24 protein-coding genes and 1 riboswitch are annotated in these 22601 nt (G+C 29.3%); of the genes, 23 read left to right on the forward strand and 1 reads right to left on the reverse strand.

Features of this window, described 5'->3' with window-relative positions:
• The first annotated feature begins 5 nt into the window (after nt 1-5).
• The 15 genes from AB4Y15_RS08235 to ppsA all read left to right on the forward strand — a co-directional run bounded on the left by AB4Y15_RS08235 (nt 6) and on the right by ppsA (nt 13599).
• Entirely contained in the window at nt 6-851 is an 846-nt protein-coding gene (locus AB4Y15_RS08235; protein WP_427339641.1) for a class I SAM-dependent methyltransferase, read from the forward strand.
• Between the two features lie 35 nt (nt 852-886).
• Nucleotides 887-1405 (forward strand): hypothetical protein, encoded by a 519-nt coding sequence (locus AB4Y15_RS08240; protein ID WP_427339642.1) that lies wholly within the window; start codon nt 887-889, stop codon nt 1403-1405.
• A gap of 47 nt (nt 1406-1452) precedes the next feature.
• Entirely contained in the window at nt 1453-2151 is a 699-nt protein-coding gene (locus AB4Y15_RS08245; RefSeq protein ID WP_427339644.1) for a hypothetical protein, read from the forward strand.
• The gene (locus AB4Y15_RS08250) at nt 2152-2481 is read left to right on the forward strand and encodes a hypothetical protein (protein ID WP_427339645.1); all 330 of its coding nucleotides are present in this window, start codon (nt 2152-2154) and stop codon (nt 2479-2481) included.
• Between the two features lie 80 nt (nt 2482-2561).
• A complete protein-coding gene (locus AB4Y15_RS08255; RefSeq protein WP_427339646.1) occupies nt 2562-3515 on the forward strand; it encodes an ABC transporter ATP-binding protein in 954 nt (317 codons plus the stop codon).
• Nucleotides 3490-4278 (forward strand): ABC transporter permease, encoded by a 789-nt coding sequence (locus tag AB4Y15_RS08260; RefSeq protein ID WP_427339647.1) that lies wholly within the window; start codon nt 3490-3492, stop codon nt 4276-4278. The genes AB4Y15_RS08255 and AB4Y15_RS08260 overlap by 26 nt, the downstream gene beginning before the upstream one ends.
• A 134-nt stretch (nt 4279-4412) precedes the next feature.
• Nucleotides 4413-4850, forward strand: coding sequence for a C-GCAxxG-C-C family protein (locus tag AB4Y15_RS08265; protein ID WP_427339649.1), 438 nt, complete (start codon nt 4413-4415; stop codon nt 4848-4850).
• Between the two features lie 146 nt (nt 4851-4996).
• The gene (locus AB4Y15_RS08270; protein WP_427339651.1) at nt 4997-5521 is read left to right on the forward strand and encodes a DNA topology modulation protein; all 525 of its coding nucleotides are present in this window, start codon (nt 4997-4999) and stop codon (nt 5519-5521) included.
• A gap of 87 nt (nt 5522-5608) precedes the next feature.
• Nucleotides 5609-6190, forward strand: a complete 582-nt coding sequence (locus AB4Y15_RS08275; protein WP_427339652.1) for a hypothetical protein — start codon at nt 5609-5611, stop codon at nt 6188-6190.
• A 390-nt stretch (nt 6191-6580) separates the two neighbouring features.
• Entirely contained in the window at nt 6581-7969 is a 1389-nt protein-coding gene (locus tag AB4Y15_RS08280) for a TldD/PmbA family protein (protein ID WP_427339654.1), read from the forward strand.
• Nucleotides 7970-7971: 2 nt separating this feature from the next.
• Nucleotides 7972-9327 (forward strand): TldD/PmbA family protein, encoded by a 1356-nt coding sequence (locus AB4Y15_RS08285; RefSeq protein ID WP_427339656.1) that lies wholly within the window; start codon nt 7972-7974, stop codon nt 9325-9327.
• Between the two features lie 21 nt (nt 9328-9348).
• Nucleotides 9349-9720: a hypothetical protein gene (locus AB4Y15_RS08290; RefSeq protein ID WP_427339658.1), complete on the forward strand. Its 372-nt coding sequence runs from the start codon at nt 9349-9351 to the stop codon at nt 9718-9720.
• Nucleotides 9721-9810: 90 nt separating this feature from the next.
• Nucleotides 9811-10221: a nucleoside-diphosphate kinase gene (ndk, locus tag AB4Y15_RS08295; protein ID WP_427339660.1), complete on the forward strand. Its 411-nt coding sequence runs from the start codon at nt 9811-9813 to the stop codon at nt 10219-10221.
• A 30-nt stretch (nt 10222-10251) separates the two neighbouring features.
• On the forward strand, nt 10252-11085 hold the full coding sequence (locus tag AB4Y15_RS08300) for a carbon-nitrogen hydrolase family protein (RefSeq protein ID WP_427339661.1): 834 nt from the start codon (nt 10252-10254) through the stop codon (nt 11083-11085).
• A 165-nt stretch (nt 11086-11250) separates the two neighbouring features.
• Nucleotides 11251-13599: a phosphoenolpyruvate synthase gene (gene ppsA / locus AB4Y15_RS08305; protein ID WP_427339663.1), complete on the forward strand. Its 2349-nt coding sequence runs from the start codon at nt 11251-11253 to the stop codon at nt 13597-13599.
• Between the two features lie 56 nt (nt 13600-13655).
• Here ppsA and AB4Y15_RS08310 read toward each other — a convergent pair whose 3' ends face one another.
• Nucleotides 13656-14927 carry a M14 family metallopeptidase gene (locus AB4Y15_RS08310; protein WP_427339664.1) on the reverse strand — a complete coding sequence of 424 codons (1272 nt, stop codon included), beginning with the start codon at nt 14925-14927 and terminating at the stop codon, nt 13656-13658.
• Between the two features lie 210 nt (nt 14928-15137).
• Nucleotides 15138-15319: riboswitch (cobalamin riboswitch) on the forward strand.
• Between the two features lie 178 nt (nt 15320-15497).
• On the opposite strand from AB4Y15_RS08310, the gene cbiB reads away from it, so the two are divergent.
• The 8 genes from cbiB to cobC are packed head-to-tail and all read left to right on the forward strand — an operon-like array spanning nt 15498 to nt 22576.
• A complete protein-coding gene (gene cbiB / locus AB4Y15_RS08315) occupies nt 15498-16454 on the forward strand; it encodes an adenosylcobinamide-phosphate synthase CbiB (protein WP_427339666.1) in 957 nt (318 codons plus the stop codon).
• A gap of 30 nt (nt 16455-16484) precedes the next feature.
• Nucleotides 16485-17525 (forward strand): threonine-phosphate decarboxylase CobD, encoded by a 1041-nt coding sequence (gene cobD, locus AB4Y15_RS08320; protein ID WP_427339667.1) that lies wholly within the window; start codon nt 16485-16487, stop codon nt 17523-17525.
• 29 nt (nt 17526-17554) lie between these two features.
• Nucleotides 17555-18802, forward strand: a complete 1248-nt coding sequence (locus AB4Y15_RS08325) for a helical backbone metal receptor (protein WP_427339669.1) — start codon at nt 17555-17557, stop codon at nt 18800-18802.
• A 52-nt stretch (nt 18803-18854) separates the two neighbouring features.
• Nucleotides 18855-19871 carry a FecCD family ABC transporter permease gene (locus tag AB4Y15_RS08330; RefSeq protein ID WP_427339671.1) on the forward strand — a complete coding sequence of 339 codons (1017 nt, stop codon included), beginning with the start codon at nt 18855-18857 and terminating at the stop codon, nt 19869-19871.
• A gap of 12 nt (nt 19872-19883) precedes the next feature.
• Nucleotides 19884-20681 carry a heme ABC transporter ATP-binding protein gene (locus tag AB4Y15_RS08335; RefSeq protein WP_427339673.1) on the forward strand — a complete coding sequence of 266 codons (798 nt, stop codon included), beginning with the start codon at nt 19884-19886 and terminating at the stop codon, nt 20679-20681.
• 17 nt (nt 20682-20698) lie between these two features.
• The gene (gene cobU, locus AB4Y15_RS08340; protein ID WP_427339674.1) at nt 20699-21259 is read left to right on the forward strand and encodes a bifunctional adenosylcobinamide kinase/adenosylcobinamide-phosphate guanylyltransferase; all 561 of its coding nucleotides are present in this window, start codon (nt 20699-20701) and stop codon (nt 21257-21259) included.
• 7 nt (nt 21260-21266) lie between these two features.
• Nucleotides 21267-22001 (forward strand): adenosylcobinamide-GDP ribazoletransferase, encoded by a 735-nt coding sequence (gene cobS / locus AB4Y15_RS08345; protein WP_427339676.1) that lies wholly within the window; start codon nt 21267-21269, stop codon nt 21999-22001.
• Nucleotides 21998-22576 (forward strand): alpha-ribazole phosphatase, encoded by a 579-nt coding sequence (gene cobC / locus AB4Y15_RS08350; RefSeq protein WP_427339678.1) that lies wholly within the window; start codon nt 21998-22000, stop codon nt 22574-22576. Before cobS ends, cobC begins: the two co-directional genes overlap by 4 nt.
• Nucleotides 22577-22601: the final 25 nt, after the last annotated feature.

The following is a 22601-nucleotide window of genomic DNA, read 5'->3' on the forward strand; positions in this document are numbered from 1 at the left end:
TTTAAATGTTTGATAGTAAAGAGAATATGGAAGAGATATTAGAATATTATAACAGAGGGTCAGAAGTAGATAGGTTGCAGTGTGGAATAGGTAAAATCGAATTTGAAAGAACAAAAGATATAATATTGAGGTACTTATTAAAAGAAAAGTTAGTAATATACGATATAGGTGGAGGTGCTGGTACATATTCAAGATGGTTAGCAAAGCTAGGGCATGAGGTTCATTTATTTGATTTATCTCCGAAACTGATTGAAATAGCAAGAGAAAAATCAAAAAACGAAAATGAAAATAATATTTACAATATAGAATTAGCAGATGCAAGACAAATTAATAGACCAGATGAAAGTGCAGATATGGTTTTATTAATGGGACCTCTATATCATTTGACAGAAAGAAAAGAGAGATTATTGGCTTTGAAAGAAGCAAAAAGAGTACTTAAAGAAGATGGAGTGATGATAGTAGCTGCGATAACTAGATTTGGTTCAACTTTATATGGCTTATCGGTATATGGGGAAAAGAATAATTTAATTGAAGAAGATGAATTTATGGAAATGATTGAAAGAGAATTAACAGATGGGCAACATATAAGACCAGAAAAATATCCTGGATTTATAGCAAGAGCGTATTTTCATTTACCTGATGAATTAGCAAACGAAATTAAGGAAGTAGGATTAGAGCATGAAAAAAATATAGCTGTTGAAGGACCAATATGGATAGTACCAGCATTTGAAGAAAAATGGAGTCTTGAAGATAGTAGGAAAAGGATGCTAAAAATAGCAAGAATGGTGGAGGAAGAAAAAAGCATAATGGGCATGAGTCCTCATTTTATAGCAATTGCAAGAAAAAGATAAAATTAACTGTTACAAGTTCCAGGGGGTAATATGATGTGAAAAGTAAATATCAAAAAATTATATTAGCATGTTTAATTATAGTAATAGCATTTTATGTTTTCTATACTTTTCCTAGGAAATATAATATTGTTTTTCAAGGTATTAAATACAGATTAGGAGATACTTTATATCAAGAAGATATTGAAGTAAGAATTAAAGGGTGGTATACAAAAAAGATATTTTCAGGAAATCAATTTAAAGGTGAAATCTGTTTAGGGGATGAAAAACTTTTGAATGTAAATCTAGAACTTAATAAATACAATAGTGATATTTTAATGGGGTATAAAGAAGAGATTGATGAATTTAGGATGTATGGAAAAATTTATTTGAGCAATACTCTTGATAAAATTACAATATTATTATTTGAACCTGATGATAAAGGTGATTATTCAAAAGGTCATTGGAGTAGTAAAAATGGATTTATGATATCAGCCCCAGCTGAAAGTAGAGAAGAAGCAATTAGTTTATCTAAAGAACTTATAAGGTCTGGAATAATAAAATATGATGATTTATAAAAATAAAAAGACTATTGAGGATGTTATGTGATTTTAGAGGTGATTGTATGAAAAAAAGTTTTATTGTAGTGGGAATTTTAATATTTATAATTATTTTTTCTATAGTATTTATTTTTAATAAAGATAAGAAAGATATTATAAAAATTGAGGAATTAAACTTTGAAAGTTTTGATTTAGGAAAGGTGTTAGCTTTAGTTGAAGGTAAGGACGTTGATAAGTCTAAATATTGGGTTGAGAACTTTACTATGCTTTTATCAAATGATAAAACTATTAGGAGCATGAATATTACTGTATTTAAAGAAACAGTTTTTGGAGACAGAAAACTGATTATGCATTTAAATAGAAGAGATCATGAATTGATTGTATGGGATAAGTTAATAAGAGGTGTAGAAAAAAATAGAGTAAGAGAAAATAGTTATTTTACTTTAGATGAGTTTGTACAATTAATATCTGTAATAAAAAAGCCAATTATAAATGATTTACAGAATAAAGATAGTTCATATTTATATATGATGCCAAGGTCATTTCTTAATATTGATAAAACTCAAAATTGTTATTTAGTAAATATCGTTGATAAAAAAATTATAGATGTGAAGGAAAAAGTTGATGGTAAGAAGATAAAAGTAATAAAATCGAATAGTGAAATAAAAAGGTATAAAATAAATGGTTTAAAATCAATTAGCGTATTTAGTTTGCCAGATGGGCACAAGATTTATTGTTTGGATGAAGTTAAAGGGGGATTTTAAATGTTAATGTTAATTGTTTTAATTATTTTAATCTTTTTCTTACTTAACATAGCTATTCTTTTAAGATTAAATTTATTGCAGGAACATCTGGAAAAGAGTTTGATTATTTCAGATGAAATAATGGGAAAACTTTTAAAGTTGAAAAAGGTAGGAATTTTCACTTCTTATGAATTTGAGGATTTAGTTGATAAAGCTGTTAAACAAATGGGAAATAAAAATTATGAAAAAGATAAAAAAATATTAGAGGATTTAAAAAATATAGGTTTATTATCATTTGAAAAATATGAACAGAAGTTAAAAGTATTAGATTATGTTTATAAAGTTAATTGAATCTAGTAAGTAAAGGATATTATATTAAATTTATTAAGTCTTATATTGTAACTTTTTTAAATTATGAGGGAGTGGTTATAATGCTTAAATATACAGAAGTAAGTAAATCATTTGGGAAACTTGTAGCTGTTAATAAACTAAATCTAAATGTTGAAGCGGGAACGATATTAGGTTTTTTAGGTCCAAATGGGGCAGGTAAAACTACAACTATTAAAATGAGTTGCGGATTAGTGAAGCCAACTTATGGAGATATAGAGGCTTTTGGAATATCTATAAGTAAAAGTAGAAAGAAGTACATAAAAAATATTGGTGCAGTATTAGAAGGAAACAGGAATATTTATTGGAGACTAACACCAATTGAAAATATGGAATATTTTGCGGGATTAAGGGGTATAAGCCGTAAAAAAATTAGAGAGAAAATGGATGAATACTTAGAAATATTTAATTTAAAAGAAAAGCGAAATGTTGAGTGTGGTAAGCTCTCAAGAGGTATGCAGCAAAAGGTAGCAATATGTTGTGCGATGATTCATGAACCTAGGATTTTATTTTTAGATGAACCTACATTAGGATTAGATGTAGAATCGGTAGATTCTATGGAAAATATTATCAAAAAGATTATTTCAAAAGATCGGATTATTATTATAACTTCTCATGATTTAAAGTTTGTAAGCGATTTATGTAACCGAATAACTATTATACATAAAGGGGTTCTTGTGTTAGATAAAGATATAAGTTTTCTTGAAAGTTATTCGGATAATATTACATATATAATAGAGACTCAGGTTCTGCAGCAAGAGATTAAAAATGATATACATAAAAATTTTTCAGTTTATATTGAAGAGAACAATAATAAAACTCAAATAAGGATTACTTTAAAAGAAGATAATGAAATATTGGAGATTTTGAATTATTTAAAAGACATTTCTATAAAATTATTTAATATTAGAAAGGTTAATTTTGAACTTAAAGATGTATTTATGGATATTATAAAGGGGGACGATGGGGAATATGCAAGAAGCAATTTTGATATTTAAAAGCGAATTAAAAAAAATGCTTATACTTAAAAAAAGATATATATTAAGTTTTATTACCGATATAGTAGTATATTATATTTTGTTTATGGGGCTTTATTTCTTTGTAGTAAATAATATGGGTAAAATGCCTAAAGAGGAAATAGATAAGATAGTATCAATGCAAATAGTTGGCTATATGTCATGGTTTTTCTTTTCATTTACCATAAGTTTTATGAGTAATGGTATTTATAATGAACTAGTAGAAGGTACTTTCGAACAATTATGTCTTACTCATAACAGTATAACAAAAATTTACTTCATCAAATTACTTGTATATTCTTTGATAAATACTTTAATAATCTTTCCATTGGGATTATTATTAGTTTTATCTACTGGAGTGTCTTTGATGATAAATAAAGACTTAATAATCGTTTTCTTGATTATGTTGATTGGGACAATTGGATTTTCGTATCTATTAGGAGGTATAACAATTCGATATAAGCGAACAGGACAACTTGCATTCATTATAAGTATATTTTTCTTAGGAACTAGTATCATTGACTTTTCGAATGTTCCAGAGGGTTTAAGGAATGTTTTTTATGCACTACCTTTTACAAAGGGAACAGATTTAATGAAGAGTACGATTATTAATGGAAATTGTGTTGGATTAAAAGATATAGTATTTTTATCGATAAATTCTTTAGTTTATTTAATTATAGGTATAATTATATTTAAATTAGCTTTTATTAAAGCAACTTCAGAGGGGACAACATCAAGATTTTGATTTTTAATTATAGAACAAGGCTAATAAGTAGCAACAAAGGGTACGACTCCATTATATTTATGTTAATTGATACGGAATATTGTATGTTAAAATTAACTCGAAAGAGATTAATAATATGTGAGAGGAAGATGCTAATGACTAAAAAAGATTATGCAATATCGTGTTTTAATAAAGGGTTTAATTGTTCACAGGCAGTACTTTCAATGTTCAGCGAAGAATTAGGATTAAGTTCTGAAATAGCATTAAAGATTTCATGTGGTTTTGGTGGAGGAATGAGACAAGGCGAAACATGTGGAGCGGTAACTGGAGCCTTAATGGTAATAGGGCTTAAATATGGGCCGAAAAATTCAGAAGATAAATTAGCAAAAGAAAAGACATACACACTTATAGAAGAATTCTTAAATAAATTTAGATTACGTAATGGTAGTGTTATATGTAAGGAACTATTAGAGTGTGATATAAGCACTGAAGAGGGAAGGAGAATAGCAGAAGAGAAAGAACTTTTTGTAACGCAGTGTCCAAAGTTTGTTGTTGATGCAATTGAAATTATTGAAGAGATATGCAATTTATGATAGCAGTAGATAATGATACAGTTTTCCTAGTATTATAAACATTATCGGGAACTTGGCACTTATACAAGACTAATGATGGTGGATATACATGGTCAGAAATTGAAATTAAAAAGTAGTTTTTTCAAGATAGATAAAGAGGTGTAGAAATGAAAAAAATTTTAATTCTCGGTTCAGCAGGATCAGGGAAATCGACTTTAGCGAAAAGATTAGGAGAAATAACAGGTATAGATGTTTTGCATTTAGACACAATCCATTGGAAACCAGGATGGATAGAAGCACCAAGAGAAGAGTTTTTAAGTAAGTTAAAAGCGTTTTTAGAAAAAGATTCATGGATAATAGATGGTAATTATAGAAGTACATTAGATATGAGACTGGAGTTAGCTGATACAGTTATTTTTATTGATATGTCAAGGTTATTTTGTATATATAGAGCAATAAAAAGAAGATTCATGTATAAAGGGAAATCAAGGCCTGATATAACTCAAGGATGTGATGAAAAAATTGATTGGGAATTTTTAAAGTGGATATGGCAATATCCAATTAAAAATAAGCCAGAAATATTAGCTAAGCTAGAAAACTGCTTAACAGAAAAAGAAATATATATTTTGAAAAGTAAAAAAGAGATAGAATGCTTTATTGAAAATGTAAAAAATATACATGCTACTGATTGATATCTTTTTTCACCTTTATTTTATATTTGCATAAAATATATTAGAAATGACTAGACATGCTAAAAAGAATAGAGGTGAAATCTGAGTATGTATAATAAACTACTTAATAATGAGAGCCAAAATTCTAAGAGCCCATTCGGTTCGATTGGAATGATAATTCCTTTATTTCTTTTATTTAGAGCTAAAAATTTAAATATTAAATTAGGCAATATTAATGTTGAAGATAGAATTGAGATGATGAAGAATATTAAGCCTTATTTTTATGAAAAAGATCAGAAAATTTTAAGTAAAGTACAAGATGTATTAGAGATAATTTATAAGATCAATAGACTTACAGATGGCGATTATTCCGAAGAAGTGGTAAATACATTATCAGATATGGATAGAATACAGAGAAAAGAAAGAATATTAAAAGAAATATCAAAATATTTGGATGAGAAAGAAAAAAAAATAATTAGTATGGCTGTAAATTCAAAAGAGAGAATATATGAAACAAAAGCTAATATATCAGGATACAAAAATAAGGCTATCCAATCTAATGCAAATAAGGTTGAGTCTATGGTAAATTTTATAAAATGTTTTAAACCTGTTTTAGATGAGAAAACCAATAAGCAAATTAAGAAAATAGAAAAAATAATGGAAATAATTAAGTCTGATGATATATATTAGTTAAGTTTTGTAACCAAAAACTCCCTTCTAGAATACTATGTATTAGGTGAAACCTATAACATATTTGGGGAGGGAGTTTGAGTGGTTGAAGGATTGTTCTATAATGATCAGAGTTTATTATTTTTCTTTTTATTATTAGTTTTATTCTTTAATAAGTGTGATTGGTGCGGAGATGGTGACGACAGCCTATTATTCTTCTTCTTATTGTTAGTAATACTATTTGGCTGCTATTGCTAATACAATACCTATTTTGGGCAGAGGTGCTGTACCTCTGTCATAGTTTTTTGTGTGTATAAGTTTATTGTTGACAAAAGTTGGATTTAATGATAGTTTTTTATTAACAATAAAATTTAAGTGATTTAATATAGGGGGACAAGGAGGGAATAAAAAATGTTAAGTAAATCGGTAATTGAAGATGTTTTGTTAGCAGCTTTATCTACAGGTGGAGATTTTGCAGAAATATTTGTTGAAGATAAGTTTAACAATAACCTTTTGATGGTAGGCGGAAAACTTGAGAAAGCAGTATCAGGTCGGGATTTTGGGGTAGGAATAAGGATATTTAATAAAATGAATAGTGTATATGCCTACACGAATGATTTTTCGAGGGAAAATCTTTTAAAAGTAGCAAAAGAAGCAGCTTTGGCTTTAAATGGAGTAAAAGGCGATATTACTCTAAATTTAATGAAAAGTGATGTGAAAAGCATACATAACATAGTGCTATTACCAAGTACCATAGAGAAATCTAAAAAAATTGAATTGATGAAAAGAGCATATTTTGCAGCAAAAAATTATGATGAGGTTATAACACAAGTTACTGTCAGATATTCAGATGAAGAACAAAATGTTTTAATTGCTAATACTGAAGGGCTTTATGTAGAGGATAAAAGAGTAAGAACGAGAACAGCTATTCAAACTATAGCTTCAAGAAATGGAGAGATGCAGTCAGGATTTTATGCTCCTGGAGCTCATATGGGATTTGAATTTTATGATAAGATAAATATTGAAGATTATGCGAAAGAAGCAGCAAGAATTGCTAAAACTATGATATATGCAGATTATTGTCCAAGTGGCAAAATGCCAGTAATTATAGATAATGAATTTGGTGGCGTAATATTCCATGAGGCTTGTGGGCATGGACTTGAAGCTACTTCTGTAGCAAAGGGAACGTCAGTATTTGCAGGAAAAATAGGAGAAAAAGTAGCATCAGAACTTGTTACTGCGATAGATGACGGTACAATACCAAATGCATGGGGGTCACAAAATATAGATGATGAAGGAACTCCTACTCAGAAAAATATACTTATTGAAAATGGTATATTAAAAGGTTATATGGTTGATAAGTTAAACGGTAGAAGAATGGGAGTAAAATCAACAGGTTCTGGAAGAAGGCAGTCTTACAAATATGCTCCGACTTCAAGGATGACAAATACTTATATTGCTAATGGTAAGTCTACGAAGGAAGAAATAATAGCCAATACAGAATATGGTTTATATGCAAGATATATGGGTGGGGGTTCAGTAGATACATCAACTGGTGATTTTAATTTTGCTGTTATGGAAGGTTACTTGATTAAAAACGGAAAAATAGAAAAGCCTGTTAGAGGGGCTACATTAATCGGCAACGGATTGGAAGTTCTGAAAAAAATAGATATGGTAGGAAATAATTTAGAGTTTGGTCAAGGTATGTGTGGTTCAGTAAGCGGAAGTATCCCAGCTAATGTTGGGCAACCTACTATTAGAGTCCAATCTATGACAGTAGGCGGGAGAAAGGGGGAATAAAAGTGGATAGAAAAACTTTAATAAATCGAATATTTGAAGAAGGTAAAAAGAAAGGTTTAGAAGATATGGAAGTTTATATACAAGGAAGTAATAGATTAAATTTAAGAGTATTTAAAGGGGAAATAGATGAATTTAGCATTTCAAAAGAAGAAGGTCTTTCATTCAGATGTTTGTATAATGGTAAAATGGGATATTCTTATACAGAAAGGCTAGATGAAACTTCTATAAATATGCTGATTAATGAGGCGATAGAAAATGCAAATGTAATAGATAGTGAGGATGTTGAGGAAATATTTGCAGGTTCAAAAACTTATAGAGAAGTTAATAGTTTTAATGACGAATTAGAAAATGTAAGTGCTAAAGATGAAATAGAGTTTGTAAAGTTATTGGAAAAAGAAGCTTTAGAGCTTGATAGTAGGGTTGTATCTGTACCTCATTGCATTTTTAGTAAGCGGTCTATATATGCAATTCTTGTCAATACAAAAGGGCTGAATTTAGAGAATAAGTCTAATATTGCTTATGCATATGTGAATGTAATGGCAAAAGAAAATGGCGATGTTAAGACTAGCAGTAAATATATAATTTCAAATGATTTCTCTGAATTTGATTATAAAGTTTTAGCTAAGCAGGCTGTAGATGAAGCAATTTCAATGTTAGGTGCTGAAAGTATTAAATCTGATACTTACCCTATAATATTGAGAAATGATGTTGCAGCAGATATTTTGCAAGCTTTTTCACCTATTTTTTCAGCTGAAAATGTTCAAAAAGATTTATCTTTACTTAAAGGTAAATTAAATAAAAAGATAGCAAATGAAATTATAACAATAGTAGACGACCCATTTATGAAAGGGGGAATTGCTTCTTGCAGTTTTGATAGCGAAGGAGTGGCTACTAAATATAAAAAGGTTGTAGATAGAGGTGTACTTACGACATATTTGCATAATACAAAGACTGCTAAAAAAGATGGAGTGCAGTCGACAGGGAATGGATTTAAATCTTCATTTAAATCACCTGTTTCTATATCGCCGACTAATATGTATATTGAAAACGGAGATAAAAGTCTTGATGAAATGATAAAAAATACTAAAAAAGGTATACTTATAACCAATGTAGAGGGGCTGCATTCGGGATTAAATGCTGTTTCTGGAGACTTTTCACTCGCAGCGTCAGGTTATGAAATAGTAGATGGAAGAATAAACAGACCTGTAAATCAGATAACAATAGCTGGTAATTTCTATGATTTATTAAATAATGTATTGGAAATAGGCAATGATTTGAAGTTTGCATTGCCTATGGCTAATGGTTTTATTGGTTCACCATCTCTAAAGATAAAGGAGCTTTCTGTTTCTGGCATATAAGCTAAGCAGGAGGATAACACGATGGATAAAAAAAGAAAGATTATTAGGCAATACTATTTTACACTTGTTACAATGTTAATAGCTTATTTTCTAATATTTTTAGCTCTTAAGTATTTTAATATTTTTAACATAGGAGCAAATAAAATATTCTTTATAGTAGTTACTTTTATCTATTATGTTGTTGTAAAAAATGCTTTATCAAGTTATTTTAGGAAAAAAATATTTGAAATTGATCCTGAATTAAAACAAAAAGAACAAAAAGAGAACGATAAAGTTAAACAGGTAAAACAAGTGCTTTTTAATTTTGAGACTAAGTGGTATAAAAATGTTAGTTTAATATATATATTGGCTATGGTAGTTATTGTTTTATTGTTTACAATATTTAGTAAGTAAAATTAATATATTATATTTTAAAATCCAGCCTTATTGGTTGGATTTTTTGTATATAGGGTATAATTATAAAATAAAGGTAGGAGGGGTATTATGGAGAAAACATTAGTTATTATAAAACCAGATGGTGTTAAGAGAGGTTTGATGGGCGAGATAATAAGTAGGTATGAAAAAAAAGGTTTTAAAATTTTAGATGCAAAGCTAATAAAAGCTGATAGAAAGACTTTAGAGGAGCATTATGCAGAGCATAAGGGTAAAGATTATTTTGAAAAACTAGTTGCTTATATGATGGAAGGCCCTGTAATGGTAATGATTATAGAAGGCGAAAATGTAGTAGAAGTGATAAGAAATATGAATGGACATAAAGACCCTAAGAAGGCATTGCCTGGAACTATTAGGGGAGATTATGCAAATAGTGTAACTAAAAATATAGTACATGCATCTGACAGTATAAAAGCTGCTGAGAGAGAGATAAATATATGGTTTAAAGAAAAGTTTAAATAAGTTTAAGTAATAGAATGGGGAGTGAGTAAATTGGAAAAATTTAAATTAGGGTTGTGTCAGTTATTAGTTAGTGAAGATAAGAAAGAAAATATAAAAAATGCAAAAGAAATGATTAATAAGGCAGCAGATATGGGGGCTGAACTTGTTGTGCTGCCGGAGATGTTTAATTGTCCTTATAATAATAGTTATTTTCCTAAATATGCAGAAAATTATCAAAATGGAGAAACTATTAAAATGTTATCAGAAGTTTCTAAAGAAAGAGGTATTTACTTAATAGGAGGCTCTATACCAGAGAAAGATGATAAAGGTAATGTATATAATACGAGCTTTGTTTTTGATAAAAAAGGTAACATTATCGGTAAACATAGAAAGATGCATCTGTTTGATATAGATGTTGAGGGAGGAATTAGCTTTAGAGAATCAGATGTATTGAGTAGAGGGGACAGTTTAACTATCGTAGATACAGAATATGGGAAAATAGGTGTGGCAATCTGTTATGATATTAGATTTCCTGAGTTGTTCAGATTGATGGCTTTAAAAGGTGTTAAAGTTATAATTGTGCCAGCTGCGTTTAATATGACAACTGGACCTGCTCATTGGGAATTATTGTTTAGAGTTAGGGCATTAGATAATCAAGTTTATATGGCAGCTGCAGCACCAGCTAGAGATGAAGGTTCATCATATGTTTCATATGGGAATTCTATTATAACCGATCCTTGGGGAAGTATAGTAGGAAAATTAGATGAAAAAGAAGGAATTTTAATTAAGGAAATAGATTTAAAAAGAGTAGATAAGATTAGAGAACAATTACCTATATTGAAACATTTAAGGAAGGATTTATATCAGATAAGTTTACAAAAATAAGGAGCGAAATGCTCCTTTTTTTTCTATAATTGATAGGAAATTATATACACTTTTAATACATACAAAATCAAAAATAAGTTAAAAAAGTATAACACATTTAACAAAATATGATATAATATATATAGAATTAATATATATAGAATTATTATTAAGGAGGAGCTTTTAATGGGGGTATACAAATATATAAAATGGTTTAGAGAAGTAGACAAGAAGGATTTATCTATAGTTGGGGGTAAGGGGGCAAACCTTGGAGAATTAACCAGAAATGGAATTAATGTTCCGCCAGGTTTTTGTATTACTTCAGATGCATACAGTTATTTTATTGAATATTATAATCTAAAACCCAAAATAGAAGATTTAATAAGAGATTTAGACATAGAAGATTCTTCTGAATTATATAAAAGGAGTTCTAAAATAAGAGGATATATTGAAAATTATGATATACCTGAAAATATTAAGATTGAAATAATAGATGCATATAATGAGATTATTGATAAGCTTAAGATAAAAGATTTGTATGTTGCTATTAGGAGTTCTGCTACTGCTGAAGACTTGCCTGAAGCTTCATTTGCAGGCCAACAGGATACTTATTTAGAAATAAAGTCAGTAGAAGAAGTATTAAAGCACATTAAGAAATGTTGGGCTTCACTTTGGACTGCACGTGCTATTTATTATAGAGAAAAGCAAGGATTTAATCATTTTGAGGTTTCATTAAGTGTAGTCGTACAAAAAATGGTTAACAGTATAAAATCTGGAGTTTTATTTACTGCAAATCCTGTAACTAATGATATTAATGAAATAATGATAAATGCAAGCTGGGGGCTTGGTGAGGCAGTAGTTTCTGGAATAGTTACACCAGATGAATATATTATTGATAAAAATACATTACAGATTAAAGATAAGAATATTGCAGAGAAAAATGTTATGATAGTTAGAAAAGATAGTGGGGTTGGTACAGTAGAAATTGGTGTCAAAGACATTTTAGGTTATGACAAAGTTATCTCACAATGTTTAAGTGATGATGAGATAAAATTATTAAGTGAAAAAGGAATTTTGATTGAAAAGTTATATAATTCACCACAAGATATAGAATGGGCTATTGATAATGACACCAAAGAATTGTATATTTTACAGGCTAGACCAATTACAACTTTAAAGGGGAGTAAAGATATGACTGAGATTAAGACTAATTTAAATGTTTTAGTTAGAGGGTTATCTGCATCACCAGGTATAAATAGTGGGAAAGTCATAAAGATAAATGATATTAATGAGATTTCAAGAGTTAGAGAAGGGGATATATTAGTAACTGTAATGACTAATCCGGATATGGTACCGGCAATGAGAAAAGCTGCAGCTGTTGTTACAGATGAAGGTGGGAGAACTTGTCATGCTGCAATTGTATCAAGAGAATTAGGAATCCCATGTATTGTTGGAGCAAAAAAGGCAACAAAAGTATTGAAAGAAGGTATGATAGTTACTGTAGATGCTACAAGGGGCGTTGTTTACGAAGGCGAAGTATTGTGTTCAGAGAATGAGAATAAAAATAAGAAAACGGAGGGCATCAGTTTAAGTGAAGAAATACTATATAAATTAGCACCTATTACAGGTACTAAAATATATATGAATTTAGGCGAACCATCAATCATAAGTAAATATAGAAACTTACCCTTTGATGGAATTGGGCTTATGAGAACAGAATTTATTTTTACAAATTTAGTGGGTGCTCATCCTATGTATTTACTGAAAAAAGGGATGGAAAGTCATTTTATTGAGAAAATGGCTGAGGGAATAACTTTAGTAGCTCAAGAAGTATATCCAAAACCTATAGTAGTAAGGCTGAGTGATTTTAGAACTAACGAATTTCGTGGGTTAAAAGGTGGAGAAGAAGTAGAACCAATTGAAAATAATCCTATGATTGGTTGGAGAGGTGTTTCAAGATATATATCTCCTGAATATGAGAAAGGTTTTAGACTAGAATGTAAGGCATTAAGAAAAGTCAGAGAAGAATATGGATTAATAAATGTATGGGCTATGCTTCCTTTTGTAAGAACAACATGGGAATTGGAAAAAGTAATGGAAATAATGGCATCAGAAGGTTTGGAAAGGACAAATAATTTTAAAATCTGGATAATGGCAGAAGTTCCTTCTGTAATATTTCAAGCTGAAGAATTCGCTAAACTAGTCGATGGATTTAGTATAGGAAGTAATGATTTGACACAACTTATATTAGGTGCAGATAGAGATTCAGGAATTTTGAACAGTATGGGATATTTTGATGAAAGAAATCCAGCAGTTAAGAAAGCAATAAGGATATTGATAGAAGCAGCACATAAATATGGCAAGACTGTATCTATATGTGGGCAAGCTCCTTCATTATATCCTGAATTTGCTGAATTTCTAGTGAATGAGGGAATTGATAGTATAAGTGTCAATCCAGATGTAGTTGATTATACAAGAAGATTAGTTGCACATGTTGAACAGAAAATTATTTTAAATAAAATAAGAAAGCTGTAAAAGTGGGTAAAGTAGGCTTATCGTCTATGATAAGCCTACAGATTCCTGTTCTTTGATCAAACAATTGCCGCTAATAGCAGTAGTTCTTCATTATCGGCATATATTTTATCAAATTGAGATATCGGGAGTGGATTTTTTCCTTTTCCGACTTCTATTGTATATCCTGGTCTACGATATTCTTTTATAAACCAATCTTTATATCCTGCATAGCTAGCAATGCCGTAAGCTTCAGCTAATGAATAGCCGCTTACTTCAGATAATTTTTTACCTATTTTCAATGCTTCGGCTGGGGCAAGATTTTTATAATTCCAATAAATTATTTCACCTTGACTATGATATGCTAAAACGAGTCTAAAGTTATGTTTTCTAGTGAAATCTGCAACTGATTTAGATTCTGGTTCGGATTCTGGATAAGGGCCAGAGTATCTTGTAGGACCAGGGCCGTAGATTCCGTATAGAGGTTCAGCTTTTTTAGATTCTTCCCATGAAGCATCATAATTATGATTTAAGTCTACACCATGTATATTAGCTTGCCATGTTTTGGAAAAATCGATACTGCCTTTATTCCATTTTATCAAATCATCATAATATGGATTATTGTTATCCAATCCATTCAATACTAAATCTATTCCATCAGGATTTACCATAGGAACTATATAGATACTGCTTTTTTCAAATATTTTTCTAATGTTGTAACCTTTAATAGATTTATTTTCGCTATAAGCTTTGCAAAAATTTTCGATAAATTTCATTAGTAGTGGAGTAGTTATCCATTCTAATGAGTGGTGAGCAGCATTATAAAACACTTCATTACTACCTCTGCCTAGTTTTAAATAATAAAGTTTTCTGCCAAGTACGCTTCTACCGATATTACCCGATTGTAAGAAAGGATATCTAGCTAAAAGTCCTTTTATATCATCAGATAAAATATCATAAGTGTAATTTATATTAGTATCAACGACATCGATACTATAAGGGACTATTATTTTTTCACCGATAGTTAAATTATAAGGTACTAAGCTTGGATTAGCTGTAATGATTTTATTAATAGTCGTATCGTATTTTTCAGCAATATCAAATAGTGTATCTCCTTTTTGTATAATATAATAATCATAACCTAAAATTAATCTTTTAATTTGGTAATAAGTAGCTTTATCAATCTCTCCTGTCATCGGGAGACTTCTGTCTTTTTGGAAATTCTTTATTGCTAATTTAGTATTAATATTAAAAATACCATTTATAGGACCAGTATAGTATCCAACTTTCTTTAAAACTGCTTGTATCTTCATTATTTCAGTTCCAGTTGAGCCAAACCTTATTATCTTCATAATTACACCTCTTTTTAAATTAGAATTGGGATAAAAAAATGATAGACAAATAAGCGCTCTTGTTATTAAATTATTGCTAGAAAGTAGATTTAGTTACTAAAGTTTATTTTGAAGATATTTATAAGATGACATTATCGTAAAATAATCAAAATTTAAAGAAAATTTAATTGACAAAAAAATCTAATTTGAATATAATGTAATTGATTGATACAATTCCATAGATTTCAAGGTGTTCCTTTACGGAACTTAAAAGGGAAAGAGGTGAAAATCCTCTGCAGCCCCCGCTACTGTGAGTAGGGATGAAATCTTCCATAGACCACTGGGTAACCGGGAAGGGGAAGAGAGTAAGATGAACTACGAGCCAGGAGACCTGCCTTGAAAGCCGTAGACTTATACTTCGGAGGGAAGTATGTAGTTTTTTCATAGACACATAGTTACCTCTATGTGTTTTTTTATTTCTTTTATCAACTACATTTTACCTTGATTGACTATATATGTAAGAAATTGATTAGAATAATTGAAAAGTATATTGACTTAAAATAGTATAAAGGAAATTATGGAGTTGAAATGATGGGAATATATATTTTAATAATAGCAGTTATTTTGGACTATATTATCGGAGATCCGTACAATTGGCCACATCCTATAAAGTATATAGGCAAATTAATAGCAAAATATGAAAAGTTCGTTAGAAAGAGCAATATATTATCTGGGAAAAAAGGCGGATTTATTTTAACCTTTGCAACTTTAACGACAGTTCTAGTTATAATTCATTATTTAGTAAAATTTGCATATATTATACATTTTGAATTAGGTTTTATATTTTCAGTTTATTTAATATATACTTCCATAGCGGCCAGATGCCTTGAGAAAGAAACAATGAAAGTTTATTATGCATTGGAAGAAGATAATATTGATAAAGCTAGGAAATTACTTTCTTATTTAGTTGGAAGAGAAACTAGTCAGCTTCAAAAGAAGGAAATAATTAGAGCAACAGTCGAAACAATTGCTGAGAATACAATAGATGGAGTAATTGCACCATTAATGTTTATAGGATTTGGACTAGCATTAGGTATACCAGTAGAAATGGCCTATTTTTACAAAACTGTTAACACACTAGATTCAATGGTAGGTTATATTCACGAACCATATAGAGAAATAGGTTACGCTTCTGCAAAATTAGATGATATAGTGAATTACATACCTGCTAGAATAGGCAGTTTACTTATGCTTATTTCTGGACTTTTACTTAGATACGATTTTAAAAATGGATATATGATTTTGAAACGGGATAAAAGAAACCATAAGAGCCCTAATAGTGGATATTCTGAAGCTGTAGTCGCAGGGCTATTAAATGTCCAGTTAGGTGGAACAAATATTTATTTTGGGCAGAAAGTGTATAAGCCTACCATAGGGGATAAAAATAGAGAGTTAAGTATTATCAATATAAAAGATGCAATAAAAATTATGTATGCAGCAGAGGTTTTATTAATAGCAATTATTGTTGCGATCTTTAATTTACTATAACTGTAGTTTACTGAATGGAAGGAGTATTATATGAATAAGCACGGTGGTTATTATGGAGAAAATCAGGAAAAAGTTTTAGATTTTAGCGTTAATATAAATCCCCTAGGTATAACTGAAAAAGTAAAAGAAAAGCTTATTGAGAGCATAAATACAATAAATAGATATCCAGAAATAGATGGAGAAAGTGTAAAAAAAGTATTAGCCGATAGATTAAATATTGAACCTTCTGAGGTTATAATCGGTAATGGGGCAACTGAATTGATTTATTTATTTGCAAGAGCTTTTAGTCCTAATAAAGTAGTAATTATACAACCGACTTTTAATGAGTATTTTAGAGCATTTAGATTGGCAGGAAGCAGCATTTGCAATTATGAATTAACATATTCTAATGATTTTAATTTAGAAGTAAATGATTTATTAGATTATCTTAAAGAGACAAATCCTAATATATTAGTAATTTGTAATCCTAATAATCCAACTGGTTATTTTATTAAACACAAGGACTTATTGCCTGTTATTAGTTATATTAAAGAGATTGGCTCATATTTATTGCTTGATGAATCTTTTATTGATTTTACTGACGAGGAATCGTATGTAAATTTTATTAAAGAATTCCCAATATTTATTCTTAGGTCAATGACAAAATTTTATTCTGTTCCGGGATTAAGACTTGGATACGGTATAGCTAATAGTGGTATTATTAAGAAATTAAATGAATATAAGGAGCCTTGGACAATAAATAGTTTTGCCTTATCGATAGTTCCAACAATTTTAGATGATGAAGCTTTTTATAATGAGTCTAAAAAATGGCTGCAAGTCGAAAAAAGCTATTTATATAAAGAGCTAAAAAAAATCAAAGGTATTGATTTTTTAAATAGTCAAGCGAATTTCATTTTATGTAGAGTTAAAAAAGGCAATGCATATGAAATAAGAGAAAAATTAATGCAATATAATATCTATATTAGAGTATGTGATGATTTTATCGGGTTAGATAATACCTATTTTAGAATTGCTATTAAAAGTCATAAAGATAACATGAAGCTAATTAATGCTATAAAAGAAGTTTTATAATAACATAATTAAATTTAAGGAGGGGTATCATGGGGAAAATTTCAAGAATTACAGTTTTATCACTTATTTTAGTTTTAATATTATCAAGTTTGGCATTAGCTGCAGATGTAAAGGTAACTGTTGATGGTTTGGATAAAAATCTTAATATTGAAATTATTAATGCCAGATCCTATGTTGCGTCAGAAAGTTTAAAAGACTTTGGATTAACTACAACTGAAAAAGGAAATGTAATAATTGTTAAGAATGATGATGTAGTTTTTGAGTTTACTCTAGGAAGTAATCAAGTTAAGGTCAATGATTTGAGTTTAACATTAGATGCTAAACCATATAAAAATGATAAGGATATATACTTACCATTGAGATTTATACTTGAAACTTTAAATTATAAGATAGGTTGGGATGCTGAGGCTAAAAAGATTAAAGTTGAAAAACTTCAGGAGCTAACATTTCCTATTACAATCGTAGATGGTGATAATACGTATGTTGTTGAAAAAGAAGCTAAAACTATAGTATCTATGGCACCAGGAGTAACAGAAAAACTGTTTGCATTAGGTGTTGGGGACAGAATAAAGGGTAGAACTCAATATTGTAATTATCCTGAAGAGGTTAAAAATATTCCAAGTATTGGTACTTTATATGAGCCAAATTTAGAAACAATATTAGATATAAATCCTGATTTGGTTATTGGCGAAACTCATTTCAAAGATGAAATCATAGCTAAACTTAATGAAGCTGGTATAAAAGTTGTAGCTAAATCGACAGCTAAGGATATAGAAGGTGTATATGACTATATGCTTAAATTAGGTGCTATAGTTAATAAAAACTATGAGGCGAGAGCATTAGTATCAAGTTTAAGGGCGAAGGTTGATAGAGTTAAATATGTGTTAAAAGATTTAAAGGAAAGCGATAAGCCGAAAGTGTATTATGTAGTAGGAACAGGACAATGGGGAGAGTATACAGCAGGTAAAGATACTTTTATATCAGAGCTTATTTCACTAGCAGGCGGTAAGAATGTTGCTGATGATGTAACAGGTTGGAAATACAGTCTTGAAAAACTTATTGACCATGACCCAGATATTATCATAGGTAGTCAATTTAACATTGATACAATGGTTAATGGTGAGAATTATCAAGTATTATCAGCTATTAAAAATAAAAAATATAAGGTAGTAAATGAAGATATATTTGTTAGAGCAGCTCCAAGAGCTATTAATGAAGGGCTCAAAATATTGATAGAAACTTTCCATAAAGATAAGATTAAAGATTTAGGTTTTTAGTTTGGTGGTTTAGATGACGTACTTAAAGCAAAAGAAATATTACAAAATTTACATGCTTATACTATTGTTAATATTTATATTTATTTCTATAATGGCAACAACTTTAGGAACAGTAAAAATACCAGCAAGAGATGTTGTCAAAATCATTTTAAGTAAGATAAGTTTTTTAAGTAAAAAGATTGATATTAGTAATATAAAGAAATCAGATATTTTTATAGTTCTTAATATCAGATTACCTAGAATAATACTAGCTAGTTTAGTTGGGGCAGTACTTTCAATTGTAGGGACATGCTATCAAGCCATTTTTAGAAATCCAATGGCTGACCCCTATGTTATGGGTGCTTCTTCTGGGGCAGCCTTTGGAGCTACTTTTGGCATAATTTTGGGACTTAATAATACAATTTTAGGGTTTGGATTAACTTCTTTATTTGCTTTTGCAGGAGCATTATTAACTACATTGATAGTCTATAATCTAGCTAAAGTTGGAAATAAAATATCTACAACTTCTGTTTTATTAGCAGGGATTGTTGTAAGTTCTTTACTATCGTCTGTAATTTCAATAATGATGGTGCTTAATCACAATGAATTAGCAAAAATAGTAACTTGGACAATGGGGAGCTTTAATGGAGCGAATTGGAAACAGATAATTATTGTTACTATCCCTATATTTTTAGGAATAATAATTTTATCTTCAATGACTAAGGAAATGAATGCAGTAGTGATAGGGGAAGAAAGTGCACAAAATTTAGGTGTAAATATTGAATTAGTAAAGAAAATAATTTTAATATTATCATCTTTTTTAGCTGCTTGTGCAGTTTCGGTAAGTGGAATTATTGGATTTGTGGGTTTAATTGTACCCCATTTGTTTAGATTAATATTTGGTTCAGATCATAGAATACTTATACCAATTTCAGTTATAGGAGGAGCAATCTTTTTATTAATTTGCGATACTTTAGCCAGAACTGCTTTAAACGGAATTGAAATACCAGTTGGCATCATTACTTCTATATTTGGTGGGCCTTTCTTTCTTTATCTTCTTAGAAAATCTAAGCGTAACAAATTTATATAAGGGAGCATCTTTATGTCTAATGCAGTAGAACTTAAGAATATATGTTTTAGCTATAGTTATGAGGAAGTACTAAAAAATATTAATTTGAGCGTTCAAGAAGGAGCATTTATTAGCATATTAGGTCCTAATGGTTCAGGTAAGACAACTTTACTGAAGAATATATGCAAATTACTTAAACCATTAGAGGGGAAAATATTGGTTGACGATAAAGATTTAAATAAAATAGCATTTAAAGAATTAGCGAAAATAATGGCTGTTGCACATCAGGATAGTAATGTAAATTTTGAGTTTACAGTTTATGACATTGTCATGATGGGTAGATATCCATATCAAAAGAGATTTAGGTCGGAATCTGAAAATGATATCAAAATTGTAAAAAGAGCCATGGAGAATACTGAGACATGGGCTTTGAGAGAAAAAAGTATTCATGAAATAAGTGGAGGAGAAAGACAAAGAGTTATAATTGCTAGAGCTTTAGCACAAGAGCCAAAAATACTTTTATTAGATGAACCGATTTCACAGCTAGATATAAAACATCAGATAAATATATTAAATTTATGCAAAAGACTTAATAGAGAAGAAAAAATAACTATAATTACAACATTGCACGATATAAATTTGGCTGCTAGGTATAGTGATTATATCTTACTTATGAATAAAGGAAAAATAAAGGCATTTGGTTTACCTGAGAACGTATTGACGAAAGAGAATATTCAAGATGTTTATGGTATTGAAGTGAAACTAGTAAAACTTAATGAATATAAAGTACCGTATATAGTCCCATTAAGTTTTCAGTCATTAGAGTCTTAGCAAAAGAAGGTGAAATATTGAAAAATTTTATATTAATAACTGGTGGTGCAAGAAGCGGTAAAAGTACATTAGCAGAAAAATTAGCCAAAGAGTTAGGAAAAAATGTAGTTTATATAGCTACTGCAATACCTTTTGATGAAGGTATGATTGATAGAATAGAAAAGCACAGAAATTCTAGACCTAAAGAATGGGTAACTATTGAGAAATATAGAGATTTTAACGAACTTGTATATAATAAAGATTTTATTGAAGCAGATACTATATTACTTGATTGTATAACGCTTATGATAACAAATTTATTATTAGAGAGTGGATTAGATTTTGACAGATGTTCAATGGCCGATGTTGAAAAGGTTGAAAAAAGCATTATTGATGAAATTGAAAAATTATTATTTATAATCGAAAAGTATAATAAAAGATTAATTGCAGTTACAAATGAAGTTGGTATGGGAGTCGTACCAACATTTAGATTAGGAAATATATTTAGAGATATAGCTGGTAGAACAAATCAATATTTAGCAAGATATGCACAAGATGTTTATTTAACAGTTTTAGGAATACCAATTAAAATTAAGTGAGGTCGTTATGAAGAGTTTTCTATTGATGATAACATTTTTAACTAGATTGCCAATTAAAGTTAATTTTGAATTTACAGAAGAAGATTTTATTAAAGGCATCAAATATTTGCCAATTGTTGGTTTTGTAATTGGTGTGCTGTTATGGGCTGTAAGTAAGACTAGCTATTTAATAGATAGAGCTGTAACAGTTTTATTTGTTTGGATGTTTTACATTTGGATTACTGGGGGATTACATCTTGACGGTTTAGCCGATTCTTTTGATGGAGTTTTTAGTAATCGCAATAAAGAGAAAATACTAGACATAATGAAAGATAGCAGAATAGGTACTTTTGGTGTTATAGGAATTATTTTTGTTATATTACTTAATATCGTATTAAGTTATTTTGTAGATTTTAAAGTCCTAATAATTATACCTGTTTTAGGTAGAAGTTGTGGAGTACTTTCTTGTACTATTAATACTTATGCTAGAAAAGATAAGGGGATGGGAAAGAGTTTTGTTGAATATTCGGATTTCAAAGATGCTATATTCGTTATATTCATTACAATTGTAATATCTATTATATTTTTCGATTACACCTTAGCTTTTAGTGAAATATTTATATTTTTGTATGCTCTATTACTAGGCGTATATTTTAAAAAGAAAATAGGTGGAATGACAGGAGATACTATAGGAGCAGTTATCGAATTATCTCAGACTTTTTCACTATTATTATTTTACTTGTTAAGGGGACTGATATTTTGAAATTAATTTTGGTAAGGCATGGAGAAACACAGGCGAATATAGATAAGTTGTATAGTGGTTGGACGGATTTTCCATTGACAGATAGAGGAAAAGAACAAGTTAAAAATCTATTGGAGATTTTAAGTAAAGAGAATATTGATACTATATATTCGAGTCCATTATCTAGAGCTTTAGTTACAGCTGAGATTATATCAAAACATATAGGTAAAAAAATTTATGTTAGTGAGAAATTAAAGGAAATGAATTTTGGTATTTTTGAAGGAAAATCTTATAAAGAAATATCAGAAACCTATCATTTGGAATGGGAGAAATGGATAAACGATAATATCAAATATAGGATACCTAATGGTGAGAGTTTAATAGATATGTATAATAGAGTTACTCAGTTTATAGATAAATTAAAAGATAAAGACGGAACTTTTCTTTTGGTTACTCATGCAGGCGTAATTAGAATTGTTATTACTTATCTTTTGAATTTAAACATTGATGAAATGTGGCATTTTAAGATATTACCTGGGGGTTTAGTTGAGATATTGTATGAAAATGATTTTGGAGTATTAACGAAGTTGATTTAATATAATTTTAATTAGGCAGGTGAAA

Origin of the sequence: Caloranaerobacter longqiensis (genome assembly GCF_050286925.1) — a bacterium.
Lineage (GTDB): Bacteria > Bacillota > Clostridia > Tissierellales > Thermohalobacteraceae > Caloranaerobacter.